Below are 15,012 nucleotides of genomic sequence, written 5' to 3'. Positions count from 1 at the left end.
CGATGCAAAGGACGACACTGCCTATGACCAAGCGCACCCGCCAGCCCTCGGGCCTGAGCCGCCGTCAATTGTTGAAGGCCGCCGGCAGCACCGCCGCTCTTCTCGCCGCCGCCAAGCTGAATTTCCCCGCCGGCGCCTTCGCGCAGGACGCAGGCCCCGAGGTCAAGGGCGCCAAGCTCGGCTTCATCGCGTTGAGCGATGCCGGTCCGCTCTTCGTCGCCAAGGACAAGGGCCTGTTCGCCAAATACGGCGTGCCCGACACCGACGTGCAGAAGCAGGCCTCATGGGGCACCACGCGCGACAATCTCGTGCTCGGCTCGGAGGGGAACGGCATCGACGGCGCGCACATCCTGACCCCGATGCCGTATCTGATTTCCGCCGGCAAGGTGACGCAGAACAACCAGCCGACCCCGATGTACATCCTGGCGCGGCTCAATCTCGATGCGCAGTGCATCTCGGTCGCCAAGGAATATGCCGACCTCAAGGTCGGTGCCGACGCGTCGGTGCTGAAGGCGGCGTTCGAGAAGAAGAAGGCCGATGGCAAGTCGGCCAAGGTCGCGATGACCTTCCCGGGCGGCACACATGACCTCTGGGTCCGCTATTGGCTCGCCGCCGGCGGCATCGATCCCGACAAGGACGTCGAGACAATCACCGTGCCGCCGCCGCAGATGGTGGCGAACATGAAGGTCGGCACCATGGACGCGTTCTGCGTCGGCGAGCCCTGGCCCGGGCAGCTCGTGCATCAGGGCATCGGCTACACCGCCGTCAACACCGGCGAGATCTGGAGCAAGCATCCCGAAAAGTCGCTCGGCATGCGCGCGGCCTGGGTCGACAAGAACCCGAAGGCTGCCAAGGCGATCCTGATGGCCGTGATGGAGGCGCAGCAATGGGCCGACAAGATGGAGAACAAGGAAGAGCTCGCGACCATCATGGCGAAACGGCAGTGGATTAACTGCCCGGTCGAGGACATCGCCGATCGCGCCAAGGGCAAGTTCGACTACGGCAATGCCGGCAAGGTGGTCGAGAACTCACCGCACATCATGAAGTACTGGCGCGACTTCGCCTCCTATCCGTTCCAGAGCCATGATCTCTGGTTCATGACCGAGGACATCCGGTGGGGCAAATATGAAGCTTCCTTCGACAGCAAGGCGCTGATCGGCAAGGTCAACCGCGAGGACATGTGGCGCGATGCGGCCAAGACGCTCGGCGTCGCGGCTTCCGAGATCCCGGCCTCCACCTCGCGCGGCAAGGAGACCTTCTTCGACGGCAAGGTGTTCGATCCCGAAAATCCGGCGGCCTATCTGAAATCGCTCGCGATCAAGCGCGTCGAAGTCTGATGGAGCCAGCGGCCGCCCTTGGGCGGCCGCATCGTCCTTTGAAGCCGGAGAGGGATTTTCAATGAACATGCCTGCCACGAAGATTGAGGTTGAGACCGCAACGCCTGCGGGTGCCGCCGCGCCGGTCGTCGCGATGACGCTCAAGCGTCCGCCGCGCGCCGAGACTTACGCCCGCATCGCCAGGGAGACCGCCGTGCGCGTGATTCCGCCGCTGGTCGTGATCGCGTTGCTGACGCTGGTGTGGGAGCTGGTGTGCCGCCGCGCCGGCTCGGCGCTGCCGCCGCCGTCGCGGGTGTTCAAGGACACCAAGGAACTGATCCTCGATCCGTTCTTCGATCATGGTGGCATCGACAAGGGCCTGTTCTGGCATCTCTCCGCCAGTCTCCAGCGCGTCGCGCTCGGCTATTCGCTGTCGGCCATCGCCGGCATCGCGCTCGGCGTGCTGGTCGGGCAGTCGGTCTGGGCGATGCGCGGGCTCGATCCGCTGTTCCAGGTGCTGCGCACCATCCCGCCGCTCGCCTGGCTGCCGCTGTCGCTCGCGGCGTTCCGCGACGGCCAGCCTTCGGCGATCTTCGTCATCTTCATCACCTCGATCTGGCCGATCATCATCAACACCGCGGTCGGCATCCGCAACATCCCGCAGGACTACCGCAACGTCGCCGCGGTGGTGCAGCTCAATCCGCTCGAGTTCTTCGGCAAGATCATGATCCCAGCGGCGGCGCCCTACATCTTCACGGGCCTGCGCATCGGCATCGGCCTGTCATGGCTCGCCATTATCGCCGCGGAAATGCTGATCGGCGGCGTCGGCATCGGCTTCTTCATCTGGGACGCCTGGAACTCCTCGCATATCAGCGAGATCATCCTGGCGCTGTTCTATGTCGGCATCGTCGGCTTCGTGCTCGACCGCCTGATCGCGGGCATCGGCAAGATCGTCACCCGCGGCACGGCGCAGAACTGAGGGAGAAGGGCACATGACCGCCTATCTGAAGCTCGACCACATCGACAAGGTCTTTACCCGCGGCGCCGCCAGCACGGAGGTGCTCAAGGACATCAATCTGACGATCGAGAAGGGACAATACGTCTCGATCATCGGCCATTCCGGCTGCGGCAAGTCGACCCTGCTCAACATCATCGCAGGCCTGACCGGCGCCACAACCGGCGGCGTGCTGCTCGAGAACCGCGAGGTCAACTCGCCGGGTCCCGATCGCGCGGTGGTGTTCCAGAACCACAGCCTGCTGCCGTGGCTGACCGTTTACGAGAACGTCAAGCTCGGCGTCGACAAGGTCTTTGCCAAGACCAAGTCCCGCGCCGAACGCGACGCCTGGGTCATGCACAATCTCAACCTGGTGCAGATGGCCCACGCCAGGGACAAGCGTCCCTCGGAAATCTCCGGCGGCATGAAGCAGCGCGTCGGCATCGCCCGTGCGCTGGCGATGGAACCGAAGGTGCTGCTGCTCGACGAGCCGTTCGGCGCGCTCGACGCGCTGACCCGCGCGCATCTGCAGGACTCGGTGATGGCGCTGCATCAGAAGCTCGGCAACACCATCCTGATGATCACCCACGACGTCGACGAGGCGGTGCTGCTATCCGATCGCATCGTCATGATGACGAACGGGCCGAGTGCGCGCATCGGCGAGGTGCTGGAGGTGCCGCTCGCACGTCCCCGCAAGCGGCTCGATCTCGCGACCAACTCCACCTATTTGAAGTGCCGCCACCGCGTGCTCGAGTTCCTCTACGAGCGTCATCGCTTCGTCGAGGCCGCGTAAACCAAGGTTTAACGTGGATGATAAGCGCGCCTAAATAATCGACACCTCGCTCAATCCTTGTGCGCCGCACAAGGATTGAGCGAACCGCTAAATTTGCGAGCGAAATACGCCTGCAAGAACTTCGGGCAATGCGAACAAGCTCCTGAATTCCCTGTATTTCCCGTATGCGCGCAATTGGCACGGAAATTGAAATACCTTTTCCGACGCCAACGACGACGTCCCTCAACATCATCAATCAGCATCGTGAACTCGCCACCGGGGCATGGCCTCGGCGCGCGCCTCCGCGTGGAGGCTGAGCCTGCAACGACGCAGCGGTGAGCCAAGAAGGGATTATCAATGACGACGAATCCGACTCGAAATCCGACGTGGATTTCTGATTGGCGCCCCGAAGACGAGGCGTTCTGGAATGCGGGCGGCAAAGTGATCGCCCGGCGTAACCTGATCTGGTCGATCGTGGCCGAGCATATCGGCTTCTCGGTGTGGCTGATCTGGAGCATCGTCACCACCAAGCTGCCGCAGGCGGGCTTCCACTACACCACCGACCAGCTGTTCCAGCTCGTCGCGGTGCCCGGGCTGATCGGCGCATTGATGCGCTTCCCCTATACGTTCGCGGTCACGACCTTCGGCGGCCGCAACTGGACAATTTTCAGCGCGGCTGTCCTGTTCATCCCGACGCTGTCGCTCGCCTACTTCGTCGGCCAGCCCGACACCCCGTTCTGGCTGATGCTGCTGATCGCATCGACCGCGGGTCTCGGTGGCGGCAATTTCGCCTCCAGCATGACCAACATCTCCTTCTTCTTCCCTGACCGGATGAAGGGATGGGCGCTGGGGCTGAACGCGGCGGGCGGCAATATCGGCGTCTCCAGCGTGCAGCTCTTGACCCCGATCCTGATGACGCTCGCGGTCATCAACCTGTTCCAGGCGTCCCCCGTCGACGGCATCTTCCTCCAGAACGCAGGCCTGATGTGGGTGCTGCCGATCGCGATCGCGGTGTTCGGCGCGGTGTTCTTCATGAACAACCTGACCACGGCCAAGTCGTCGATCACGAACCAGCTTGCCGTGGTCAAGCGCAAGCACACCTGGATCATGGCGTATCTCTATATCGGCACGTTCGGATCCTTCATCGGCTACTCGGCGGCGTTCCCGCTGCTGATCAAGACGCAGTTTCCGGCGATCTCGATCTCGATCGCGTTCCTCGGGCCGCTGGTCGGTTCGTTGTCGCGACCGCTCGGCGGCTTGCTCGCCGACAAGATCGGCGGCTCCATCCTCACCTTCTGGAATTTCATCGCGATGGCGGGCGCCACCGTCGGCGTGCTCTACTTCGTCGGGCACAAGGACTTCACCGGCTTCCTTGCGATGTTCCTGATCCTGTTCGTGACGACGGGCATCGGCAACGGCTCGACCTACCGCATGATCCCCTCGATCTTCCGCGAGCAGAACCTGTTCAGAGTGCGCGGCAAGGGCGATGCGGCGCGCGCGGCGGCGTTGAAGACCGCGAGCATCGAGAGCGGTGCGGCGGTCGGCTTCATCGGCGCGATCGGCGCAGTCGGCGGTTATCTGATCCCGACCGGTTTCGGCAAGTCGATCGCCATGACCGGTGGTCCCTCGCTCGCGCTCGCGATCTACCTCGCTTTCTACGCCTCCTGCCTCGGACTGACCTGGTGGTTCTACCTGCGTCGCAGCCCGCAGGGTGAGGGCGCGTCAAGCCTCGCGGAAGCGCGAGTCTGAGTTTGGCACGAATGTCGCTTCTCCCCGTACGCGGGGAGAAGACTCTCTGATGACGTTTGACCCATGAACCTTGTTCGCAATGGCGCGGACAAAGGCAGACCGAAACAGACAGGAGAACATCATGACTTCAGAACAGATCACCCTCGTCCAGCAGAGCTTTTCCAAGGTCGCGCCGATTTCAGAGGCGGCCGCGGTGCTGTTCTACGATCGCCTGTTCGAGGTGGCGCCGTCCGTGCGCGCGATGTTTCCCGAGGACATGACCGAGCAGCGCAAGAAGCTGATGGGCATGCTCGCCGCCGTCGTCGGCGGACTGTCGAAGCTCGAAACGATTCTTCCCGCGGCCTCGGCGCTCGCCAAGCGTCACGTCGCCTATGGCGCCAAGGCTGACCACTATCCGGTGGTCGGCGCGACCTTGCTCTGGACCCTCGAGAAGGGCCTCGGCGAGGCCTGGACACCCGAACTCGCCACGGCCTGGACCGACGCCTATGGCGTCCTGTCCGGCTACATGATTTCCGAGGCCTATGGCGCACAGGCGCAGGCCGCCGAATAGGAGATGCCTTGTGAGTGAACCGCTGGTCATCGTCGGTAACGGTATGGCGGCCGCGCGTCTGGTCGACGAGCTCGCCAAGACCTCGCTCGGCCGCTACGCGGTCGCGGTGATCGGCGAAGAGCCGCGGCTCGCTTACAATCGCGTGCTGCTCTCCTCCGTGCTGGCCGGCGAGACCGGCTCGCACGAGATCGAGCTGAGGCCGGCGGACTGGTGGCGCCATCGCGGCGTCACCGTGCGCTACGGCTATCGCGTCACCGAGATCGACACCGGCCGTCGCGAACTCAAGATCGAAGGTGAAGAGAGCGTCGAATATTCCAAGCTCGTGCTCGCCACCGGCTCGACGCCGCTGCGGCTCAACGTGCCGGGCGCCGATCTCACCGGGGTGCACACCTTTCGCGATACGCGCGACGTCGATCTGCTGCTGACGCTCGCTGCGGCGAAGAAGCGCGTCGTCGTGGTCGGCGGTGGCCTGCTCGGGTTAGAGGCGGCCTATGGCCTTGCGAAAGCCGGCGCGCCGGTGACGCTGCTGCACCTGATGGACCGGCTGATGGAGCGCCAGCTCGATCTGCCGGCGGCCGACCTGCTGAAGACGCTGGTCGAGCGCAAGGGTATCCGCATCCTGCTCAATGCCTCCACCGCCCGCATTCACGGCGACGGACATGTCGAAGCCGTCGAGCTTGCCGACGGCACGCGCATCGAGGCGGATGCCGTGATCTTCGCCGCCGGCATCAGGCCGAATGTGGCGCTTGCCAAAGAGGCGGGCATCGCGGTCAACCGCGGTATCGTCGTCAATGACGAGATGCAGACGGCCTCGCCCGACATCTACGCGCTCGGCGAATGTGCCGAGCATCGCGGCACCTGCTACGGCCTGGTCGAGCCCGCTTACGAGCAGGCGCGCGTGCTGGCGCGACATCTCGCCGGACGTCCCGCCGCCTATCAGGGCAGCGTGGTCTCGACCAATCTGAAGGTGTCCGGCGTCAGCGTCTTCTCCGCCGGCGATTTCATGGGCGGGGACGGCAGCGAGAGCCTGGTGCTGTCAGACCGCAGGCGCGGCACCTACAAGAAGCTCGTCATCGCCGACGGCCGGCTCACCGGCGCGGTCCTGATCGGCGATACCGTCGATGCGCTCTGGTATCTCGAGCTGATCCGCAATCGCGACAAGGTGGCGGCGATCCGCACCGACATGATGTTCGGCCGCGCTCTGGCGCGTCCTTCCAAGGCGGCTTGATAAGGCAGCTCGATATGACGGCGATCGATCCCACGCTCCGCGCCACCAAGACGACCTGTCCCTATTGCGGCGTCGGCTGCGGCGTGCTGGCGACGCCCGACGGCAACGGTGGCGCGGCGATCGCGGGCGATCCGGATCATCCCGCCAATTTCGGCCGGCTGTGCTCGAAGGGCTCGGCGCTCGGCGAGACCGTCGGGCTGGAGAGCCGGCTGCTCTATCCGATGATCCGCTGCAAGGGCGTGCTCGAACGCGTCGCCTGGAGCGATGCACTCGACCACGTCGCCCATCGCATGCAACACATCGTGGCGCGCGACGGCGCCGATGCGGTCGCGTTCTATCTCTCGGGCCAGCTCCTGACTGAGGACTATTACGTCGCCAACAAGCTGATGAAGGGCTTTGTCGGCACGGCCAATGTCGACACCAATTCGCGGCTCTGCATGTCGTCCTCGGTCGCGGGCCACCGCCGCGCCTTCGGCGCCGACACCGTGCCCGGCTGCTACGAGGATCTCGACCAGGCTGATCTCCTCGTGTTCGTCGGCTCGAATGCGGCCTGGTGTCATCCGGTTCTGTTCCAGCGCATGCTGAAGAACCGGCAGGAGCGCGGCGCGCGCATGATCGTGATCGATCCGCGCCGTACCGACACGGCGAGCGACGTCGATCTGTTCCTCGGCCTCAAGCCCGGCACCGACACCGCCTTGTTCTCCGGCCTGTTCGTCCATCTCGCCGACAATGGCGCGCTGGACCAGGATTACATCGCGCAGAACACGTCGGGCTTCGATGACGCGCTGGCGCGCGCGCGCAACATCGCCGGCAGTGTCACCGCGACCGCGCTGGCGACGGGCCTGTCCGAACAGGACGTCGCCGCCTTCTTCAAGATGTTCCGCGACACCGAGCGCGTCGTCACGCTCTATTCGCAGGGCGTCAACCAGTCGGCGCAGGGCACCGACAAGGTCAACGCGATCCTGAACTGCCATCTCGCCACGGGGCGCATCGGCAAGCCGGGCGCCTCGCCGTTCTCGCTCACCGGCCAGCCGAACGCGATGGGCGGCCGCGAGGTCGGCGGCCTCGCAAACCAGCTCGCCGCGCATATGAACTTTACACCGCCGGATATCGACCGTGTCAGGCGGTTCTGGAAGGCGCCGCGCATCGCCACCCATGAAGGGTTGAAGGCGGTGCAGCTGTTCGAGGCGATCAACCGCGGCGAGGTCAAGGCGTTGTGGGTGATGGGCACCAACCCGGCGGTGTCATTGCCGGACGCGGACGTCGTGCGTGAGGCGCTGAAGAAGCTCGAGCTGTTCGTGGTCTCCGAGAACGTGCTCTCCAATGACACGGTCGAGGCTGGGCCGCATGTGCTGCTGCCGGCGCTCGCCTGGGGTGAGAAGTCGGGCACGGTGACCAACTCCGAACGCCGCATCTCGCGCCAGCGCTCGTTCCTGCCGGCGCCGGGCGAGGCGCGGCCGGACTGGGGGATTCTGAGCGAGACCGCAAAGCGGCTCGGCTTCGGCGACAGCTTCAACTACAAATCCGCCGCCGATATTTTCCGCGAGCATGCCGCGCTCTCTGCTTTCGAGAACGACGGCAGCCGCGATTTCGACATCGGCGCGCTGACCGCGCTCTCGGACGAGGCCTTCGACGCCTTGAAGCCGGTGCAGTGGCCGGCGCGCGAAGGAGTGGCGCCCGGCGAGCGCTTCTTCGCGAGCGGCGGCTTCTTCACCAATGACGGCAAAGGCCGCTTCGTCGCGCCGGAAGTGCCGGCGCTGCGCGGCGAGACCGGACCGTCGCGCCCGCTGCGGCTCAACACGGGACGCATCCGCGACCAGTGGCACACCATGACGCGCACGGGTCTCAGCCAGCGTCTCGGCGCGCATCTGCCGGAGCCGTTCGTCGAGATCCATCCGGATGATGCCAGCAAACACGGCATCGCGCATGACGGCTACGCCCGCATCACCACCGATTACGGCCAGTGCATCCTGAAGGTCGTCGTCAGCGACCGTCAGCAGCGCGGCACGCTGTTCGCGCCGATCCACTGGAGCGCGATGAACGCCTCGCACGGCCGCGTCGGGGCGCTCGTGCAGTCCTTCACCGATCCGTTCTCGGGCCAGCCGGAGTCGAAAGCCACGCCGGCGGCGATCGCGCCTTATGAATACGTCTTCCGCGGCTTTGCGCTGTCGCGCAAACAGCTCGATCTGCCGCCGAACCTGATGTGGACGCGTGTCACGGTTGCGGGTGGCTTCGGCTATCTCTTCGCCGACAATGCGGATCTGTCGCGCTGGCCGGCCTGGCTCGACGGTGTCGCCGGCGAGGACGTCGCCGACTATCGCGACTTCGGCGGCGGCGTTTATCGCGCGGCCTCGTTCGCGGGCGACCGCATCGAGACCTGCCTGTTCGTCGGCCCCGCGCATGATGCCGGCGACTGGGAGGTGGTGAAGAGTCTGTTCGTGGCCGATCACGTCACCGACGAGCAGCGCCGCATGCTGCTGTCAGGCAAATCGACGGAGGGCGCGGCCTCGACCGGCCCCATCGTCTGCGCCTGCTTCGGCGTCGGCCGCGGCACCATCTGCGACACCATCGCGAGCGGCGCGCGCACGGCGGCCGAGATCGGCGCCAAGCTCAAGGCCGGCACCAATTGCGGGTCATGTATCCCTGAGCTGAAGCAGCTGATCGCGACGACGGAAGTGGCGCCGGCGAAGCAGGCGAAGGTCGCGGCGGCTGCGGGGTAGGGGATCTCTCCAGACTGGGAGACGGTCTCGTGCCCCGGACGCTGCGCAGCACGAAGTGATGCGCTGCAGAGCCGGGACCCATCTCACAGCAGAGTGTTTGGCCTTTCTGGGTCCCGGCTCTGCGCAGCGGCGTTTCACGCTGCAGCGCGTCCGGGACAGAGAGTGACGTGGACGCAGCCATGCCCTTCGCCCAATCGACGCGCCCGCGATTGTGCCCTATGTTGCCGCGATCCCCCTCCACATGCACAAAAACAACAATGATGTACCTGGAAACGCCGCCGCGCCTGATCGAAACCAAGATCTTCTCCGCCATGCCCGACCAATTCCGCCGCAAGGGCGTGCGGACCGATTGGGCCGAGGTCAACCGGCCGGGTGTGCCGACCGATAGTTTCATCGAAGGGCCGTCGTTCGACAAAGACGGCAACCTCTATATCGTCGACATTCCCTTCGGCCGCATCTTCCGCATCGCGCCTGATGGCGGGTGGTCGCTCGTGATCGAATATGAGGGCTGGCCGAACGGGTTGAAGATCGCCGCCGACGGCCGCATCCTCGTGGCCGACTACATGCACGGCATCATGGAGCTCGACGCCGGGGCGGGGCGCATCAGGCCCATCCTGACCGCGCGCAATTCAGAATCGTTCCGTGGCTGCAACGATCTGCATCTCGCCTCCAACGGCGACATCTTGTTCACCGATCAGGGCCAGACCGGTCTGCACGACGCAAGCGGCCGCGTCTATCGCCTGACGCCAAGCGGCCGGCTCGATTGCCTTGTTGACACCGGCATCAGCCCGAACGGCCTGGTGCTCGATCCCAGCGAAACCGTGCTGTTCGTCGCCATGACGCGCGACAACGCGGTGTGGCGGTTGCCGTTCATGAAGGACGGCAGCGTGTCGAAGGTCGGCCGCTTCTGCTCGCTGTTCGGCACCAGCGGTCCTGATGGCATGACCATGGACGCGGCCGGTCGCCTGTTCGTCGGCCACGCCTCGCTCGGCCACGTCTTCGTGTTCGCGCCGAACGGAGAGCTGATCGCGCGGATCAAGTCCTGCGCGGGTCCGAGCTGCACCAATGTCGCCATCGGTGGCGTCAAGAAAGATCGGCTCTATATCACGGAGTCAGGGACCGGCAGCGTGCTGGTTGCGGATATCAGCGGACTGTGAGCTTTGACATGAACGCAAAACCCTTCGGCAAGACCGGCGCGAACGTCTCCGTCATCGGGCAGGGCACCTGGTATCTCGACCATGGCGACCGCAAGCGCGCGATCGCGGCGCTTCAGCGCGGGCTCGATCTCGGCATGACCACATCGACACCGCCGAGATGTACGGCGATGCCGAGCTCGTCATCGCCGATGCGATCGCAGGCCGCCGCGATGAAGTGTTCCTGGTTTCAAAGGTGCTGCCGAGCAACGCCTCGCGCGGCGGCACCATCACGGCGTGCGAACGCTCGCTGAAGCGGCTGAAGGCCGATCGTCTCGACTGCTATCTGCTGCACTGGCGCGGTTCCTATCCGCTCGAGGACACGGTTGCCGCGTTCGAAGAGTTGGTGAAGGCCGGCAAGATCAAATCCTGGGGCGTCTCCAATTTCGACGCCGACGATCTCGACGAAATTCTCGACGTCTCCGGCGAAGGCCGCATCGCCTGCAATCAAGTGCTTTATCATCTGAAGGAGCGCGCGATCGAGCATGCGGTGATCCCGTGGTGCGAGAAGCGTGGCGTTGCTGTCGTTGCATACTCTCCGTTCGGCCACGACGATTTTCCCGCAAGCAACAGCAAGGGAGGCGCGGTGCTGGCACGCATCGCGGAGGCGCGTCGTGTGACACCGCGGCAGGTCGCGCTGAGCTTCCTCACCCGTGCAACTACGGTGTTCGCGATCCCGAAGGCGTCGTCCGCGGAACATGCCGGCGAGAATGCGGCGGCCGGCGATCTCGTGCTGACGAAAGAGGAGATTTCGGCGCTCGATGCGGCGTTTCCGCGCGGTCCGAAGCCGCGCAGTCTGCCCATGTTGTAGTGCACAAACGCCTATTATTAATGGAGTATTGACGCGCGGGGTCGTCAGCGCATATCGGCATCCTGTTTTCAGAAGTTGTGAAAGCGGCGCATTTGTCGTTTTTTACGATCGTTCCCGAATCGTAGTTTTCCCAGGTTCCAGCCGTGACACCGCCGCCCGCCGCAGCCGCAAGGCTCGACAGTATTCCCATGCCCGTGCCGGAGAAGAAGCAGGAGGCTCGCCGCGCGCCTGCGCGCGTCGATCATCCCTTCAAGGGCATCGCGCTGGTGCTGCTGTCGACGGTATTCCTCGGCTGCTCCGACGTCACCGCAAAGTATCTGTCGACGAGCCTGCCGTCGATCGAGATCACCTGGATCCGCTTCGTCACGTTCGCGCTGATGTTCACGCCGGTGATGCTGCCGGGCTCGCCGCTGCGTGCGATGCGCACCGATCGCCTCGGCCTGCAATTGATGCGCGGCGTCGCGCTGCTCGGCTCCTCGCTGTTCTTCATCACCGGTCTCCGTTTCCTCCCCATCGCGGAAGCCTCGGCCACCGGCTTCGTCTCGCCGCTGTTCGTCACCGCGCTGTCGATCATCTTCCTGAGCGAGAAGGTCGGCATGCGCCGCTGGATCGCGACCGCGATCGGTCTCATCGGCGTGATGATCATCCTGCGTCCGGGCTCAAATGCGTTTCACGCCGCCGCGTTCTTCCCGATCATCTCGGCATTCTGCTGGGCCGCTGCGCTGATCCTGACGCGCATGATGAGCGGGCGCGAAGCCGTCCTCACCACCATGGCCTATTCGGCGCTCACGGGCGTTGCGATCCTCAGCCTGATGGTGCCGTTCGTCTGGGTGACGCCGAACTGGACCGCGATCGGGCTCGGCATCGTGATCGGCGTCGCGTCGACCGTGGGCCAGTGGATCATCGTGCTGGCCTATCGCTACGGCGATGCCTCGGTGCTGGCGCCGTTCTCGTACACGCAGTTGCTGTGGGTCAGCATTCTGGGCTTCTTCCTGTTCGGCGAAGTGCCTGACGTCTGGACCGTCACTGGCGCTGCCTTCATCGTCGCCAGCGGTCTATACATCGCCCATCGCGAGCGCATCCGCCGCGCCCAGCTGCTGGTGCTGGAAGAGCGTTCCCCGAACCCCTGACGCAAGTTCGCGTGTCCCGCTTCGTGCTATCAACGGTTCCAACAACACGGGAGGAGCCGGATGCGCGCTGCGATTTTCAGGAACGGTGAGATTGTCGTCGACCGGATGGCCGAGCCGAAGCCGGGCCCCGGCCAGGTGTTGGTCAGGACGCTCGCCTGCGGCATCTGCGGCTCCGACCTTCACGCGCGCCTGCATGCCCCCCGCATGGTGGAGATGGCGAGGAAGACCGGCCGCAAGCCGATGGATCTCGCCCGCGACGTCGTGTTCGGGCATGAGTTCTGCTGCGAGATCGTCGATTACGGTCCCGGAGCCGCGCGCAAGCTCAAGCCCGGCACCCGCGTCTGCTCGCTGCCGGCGCTCGTGACGCCGCAGGGCATCGAGGGCATCGGCTATTCCAACGACAATATCGGCGGCTATGCCGAGGCGATGCTGCTCAGCGAGCCCCTGCTGCTTGAGGTGCCCAATGGTCTCGCGCCCGAACATGCGGCGCTAACCGAGCCGCTCGCCGTCGGCGTCCACGCCGTGGCGAAAGCCAACATCCGTGGCGGCGAGGTGCCGCTCGTGATCGGCTGCGGCCCGGTCGGGCTCGCGGTGATCGCCGCGCTGAGGATCAAGGGTCTGCATCCGATCGTTGCTGCCGACTATTCGCCGGCGCGGCGTGCACTGGCCGCAAAGCTGGGGGCCGATATCGTCGTCGATCCCAGGGTGACGCAGCCCTATGCGACCTGGGCCGAGCACGCGCAGATGTCGGAGGCCGAGAAGGCGGCGCGCCCGCCGTTGCAGGCCATGCTGCCGGCACTGAAGCCCGCAATCATCTTCGAATGTGTCGGCGTGCCCGGCCTGTTGCAGCAGGTGTTCGAGGGCGCCCCGCGTGATGCGCGCATCGTGGTGGTCGGCGTCTGCATGGAGACCGACAGGAGCGAACCCATGCTCGGCATCATGAAGGAGCTCAATGTCCAATATGTGCTCGGCTACACGCCGGATGAGTTCGCAGCGTCACTGCGCCTGATCGCGGAAGGGCAGGTGGATGCGGCGGCGATGGTCACCGCCGAGGTCGGTCTCGACGGCGTCGCAAAGGCGTTCGCTGATCTCGCCAATCCTGAGGCGCACACCAAGATCATCGTGCAGCCGTGGAAATAGGGAACGGCTGAAGCACGCCGCCATCGGGTTTCGCGGCGACGTCGGCATCGCTCATCTGGGCGATCACGGCCCGGCGGTCGACGATCGCCTGATGGAATTGCGCCAGCACGAGACCGAAGGCGGTGAGGTCGCCGTCTTCGATGGCGCCGTCCTCGTGACAGGCCAGCGTCTCGCGCAGGATGTCGTCGGCTGCGCTCTGCATCGCCGCGAGATCGTCGAGCGACGTCGCCTCCCGCACGCTCGAGATCGCGTTGAGCAGGCGGTCGCGATGCAGCGCGTTCTCGCTGCGCTCCTCGCGCCGCAGATAGTGCCGCAGCCACGCGGCCACCGAGCCGAAGCCCGAGAGCAGCAGCACCACGCCCCAGATGTAGTCGCTGTACTTGTCCATGAAGCTGCGCTCGTTGCCGTCGATATAGGCGGCAGCTCCCGGATGGGCCGGCAGCGCGGCGTCTTTGTCGGTGTCAGGCTTCTGGATGTGGCTGGCGCCGGGCAAGTCCTTCACGAGCGACTGACGGACCGTAAACAGCTCGCGGGTGAAGGCAGCGACCGTGTCCTCGGACAATGAAGCAGGCGCGACGATCAGATGATTGACGGCGATGGTGTCGATCTTGTCGTCCGGCCGCTGCGGCGTCGTGGAAAATGCGCTCGCGGGAATTTCTTCGGATTCGTAGAGCGGATGCCGCTCTGCGATGGCGTCGGAGACGTCGACGGACAGGAACTTGGGCTCGCCGCGCAGGCGTGCGGTGGTGGCGATCGTGCTTGCGATCGCCTTGTCGTCGAGTGCGCCCACCATCATGAAGGCGTCGAGCGTTGAGTCCTGGGCCATCTCGGAGATGCGGTCGATACCGAACTGTGCGATCGTGACCTTCTGCGGATTGACGCCTGACTCGGCGAGGATGACACGGAGCAGATTGAGATTGGCATCGCCAAGGCCGACGACACCGATGCGGCGCCCGGTGAGGGAGGCGATCTCCATGATCTTCGGCCTGGCGGCACCCTTGCGCGCCGCTGGCGCCCACAACACCACGAAATTCCGCCGGAGGATCGCCACCGAATTGGTGTCGGCCGGCATGGCGGAGTCGCCGCGAGCCACCGCAAGGTCGGCCTTGCCGGCGCCGAGCAGATTGAGGCTTTGCAGTGTGCCGTCGGTCTCGATCGGCACGGGTCGCACCGCGCCACCCCTGGCGTCGAACGCCTTCGCCACGGCCGCAATCAGCGCCTGGTCGTCACTGCCGGCTGGCCCGACCGCGATGCGTAGCGTCGCCGGCTGCCAGACCCAGTAGGCGAGGGCAAGAGCGACCGTGAGCACCGAGAGCACGCTTGCGAGCGCGAGCCACGGGCCAAAGCGATTGCGGCGGCGAGACGACGCGTCTCTCCTCACGCTCAGATCGCTCGGCACGGGCATCTCG

11 protein-coding genes and 1 pseudogene are annotated in these 15,012 nt (G+C 65.2%); 11 read left to right on the top strand and 1 reads right to left on the bottom strand.

What is annotated here, in order from left to right; genetic code table 11:
* Positions 1–23: 23 nt before the first annotated feature.
* From ACVJ5M_RS36340 to ACVJ5M_RS36290, 11 genes and pseudogenes are all read left to right on the top strand, one after another.
* Positions 24–1,337, top strand: coding sequence for a CmpA/NrtA family ABC transporter substrate-binding protein (locus tag ACVJ5M_RS36340; RefSeq protein ID WP_063984796.1), 1,314 nt, complete (start codon positions 24–26; stop codon positions 1,335–1,337).
* 61 nt (positions 1,338–1,398) lie between these two features.
* The gene (ntrB, locus tag ACVJ5M_RS36335) at positions 1,399–2,295 is read left to right on the top strand and encodes a nitrate ABC transporter permease (RefSeq protein ID WP_063984795.1); all 897 of its coding nucleotides are present in this window, start codon (positions 1,399–1,401) and stop codon (positions 2,293–2,295) included.
* Positions 2,296–2,308: 13 nt separating this feature from the next.
* Positions 2,309–3,103 carry an ABC transporter ATP-binding protein gene (locus ACVJ5M_RS36330; protein ID WP_063984794.1) on the top strand — a complete coding sequence of 265 codons (795 nt, stop codon included), beginning with the start codon at positions 2,309–2,311 and terminating at the stop codon, positions 3,101–3,103.
* 336 nt (positions 3,104–3,439) lie between these two features.
* On the top strand, positions 3,440–4,831 hold the full coding sequence (locus ACVJ5M_RS36325; RefSeq protein WP_063984793.1) for an MFS transporter: 1,392 nt from the start codon (positions 3,440–3,442) through the stop codon (positions 4,829–4,831).
* Between the two features lie 121 nt (positions 4,832–4,952).
* Positions 4,953–5,381, top strand: a complete 429-nt coding sequence (locus ACVJ5M_RS36320) for a globin family protein (RefSeq protein ID WP_354099393.1) — start codon at positions 4,953–4,955, stop codon at positions 5,379–5,381.
* A gap of 10 nt (positions 5,382–5,391) precedes the next feature.
* Positions 5,392–6,609: an NAD(P)/FAD-dependent oxidoreductase gene (locus tag ACVJ5M_RS36315; protein ID WP_071915934.1), complete on the top strand. Its 1,218-nt coding sequence runs from the start codon at positions 5,392–5,394 to the stop codon at positions 6,607–6,609.
* Between the two features lie 14 nt (positions 6,610–6,623).
* Positions 6,624–9,329 carry a molybdopterin-dependent oxidoreductase gene (locus ACVJ5M_RS36310; RefSeq protein ID WP_456679595.1) on the top strand — a complete coding sequence of 902 codons (2,706 nt, stop codon included), beginning with the start codon at positions 6,624–6,626 and terminating at the stop codon, positions 9,327–9,329.
* A gap of 260 nt (positions 9,330–9,589) precedes the next feature.
* A complete protein-coding gene (locus tag ACVJ5M_RS36305) occupies positions 9,590–10,486 on the top strand; it encodes an SMP-30/gluconolactonase/LRE family protein (RefSeq protein WP_354099406.1) in 897 nt (298 codons plus the stop codon).
* A gap of 8 nt (positions 10,487–10,494) precedes the next feature.
* Positions 10,495–11,333, top strand: a pseudogene (locus ACVJ5M_RS36300) (aldo/keto reductase).
* Between the two features lie 188 nt (positions 11,334–11,521).
* On the top strand, positions 11,522–12,463 hold the full coding sequence (locus tag ACVJ5M_RS36295; protein WP_187388086.1) for a DMT family transporter: 942 nt from the start codon (positions 11,522–11,524) through the stop codon (positions 12,461–12,463).
* A 60-nt stretch (positions 12,464–12,523) separates the two neighbouring features.
* Entirely contained in the window at positions 12,524–13,603 is a 1,080-nt protein-coding gene (locus ACVJ5M_RS36290) for a zinc-binding dehydrogenase (RefSeq protein WP_231144401.1), read from the top strand.
* Here ACVJ5M_RS36290 and ACVJ5M_RS36285 read toward each other — a convergent pair.
* A complete protein-coding gene (locus ACVJ5M_RS36285; protein WP_063984787.1) occupies positions 13,581–15,008 on the bottom strand; it encodes a TAXI family TRAP transporter solute-binding subunit in 1,428 nt (475 codons plus the stop codon). The two genes, ACVJ5M_RS36290 and ACVJ5M_RS36285, sit on opposite strands and share 23 nt — an antisense overlap.
* Positions 15,009–15,012: the final 4 nt, after the last annotated feature.

This window comes from Bradyrhizobium sp. S3.7.6 (assembly GCF_054061875.1).
Note: the sequence above shows the minus strand (reverse complement) of the source record. Positions and strands in the feature narration are given on the sequence as shown.

What these genes read in the sequence shown, in the direction of transcription:
- ACVJ5M_RS36340 (WP_063984796.1), top strand. Translation starts at nt 24, where the DNA reads ATGACCAAGCGCACCCGCCAGCCCTCGGGCCTGAGCCGCCGTCAATTG.
- ntrB (WP_063984795.1), top strand. Translation starts at nt 1,399, where the DNA reads ATGAACATGCCTGCCACGAAGATTGAGGTTGAGACCGCAACGCCTGCG.
- ACVJ5M_RS36330 (WP_063984794.1), top strand. Translation starts at nt 2,309, where the DNA reads ATGACCGCCTATCTGAAGCTCGACCACATCGACAAGGTCTTTACCCGC.
- ACVJ5M_RS36325 (WP_063984793.1), top strand. Translation starts at nt 3,440, where the DNA reads ATGACGACGAATCCGACTCGAAATCCGACGTGGATTTCTGATTGGCGC.
- ACVJ5M_RS36320 (WP_354099393.1), top strand. Translation starts at nt 4,953, where the DNA reads ATGACTTCAGAACAGATCACCCTCGTCCAGCAGAGCTTTTCCAAGGTC.
- ACVJ5M_RS36310 (WP_456679595.1), top strand. Translation starts at nt 6,624, where the DNA reads ATGACGGCGATCGATCCCACGCTCCGCGCCACCAAGACGACCTGTCCC.
- ACVJ5M_RS36305 (WP_354099406.1), top strand. Translation starts at nt 9,590, where the DNA reads ATGTACCTGGAAACGCCGCCGCGCCTGATCGAAACCAAGATCTTCTCC.
- ACVJ5M_RS36295 (WP_187388086.1), top strand. Translation starts at nt 11,522, where the DNA reads ATGCCCGTGCCGGAGAAGAAGCAGGAGGCTCGCCGCGCGCCTGCGCGC.
- ACVJ5M_RS36290 (WP_231144401.1), top strand. Translation starts at nt 12,524, where the DNA reads ATGCGCGCTGCGATTTTCAGGAACGGTGAGATTGTCGTCGACCGGATG.
- ACVJ5M_RS36285 (WP_063984787.1), bottom strand. Translation starts at nt 15,008, where the DNA reads ATGCCCGTGCCGAGCGATCTGAGCGTGAGGAGAGACGCGTCGTCTCGC.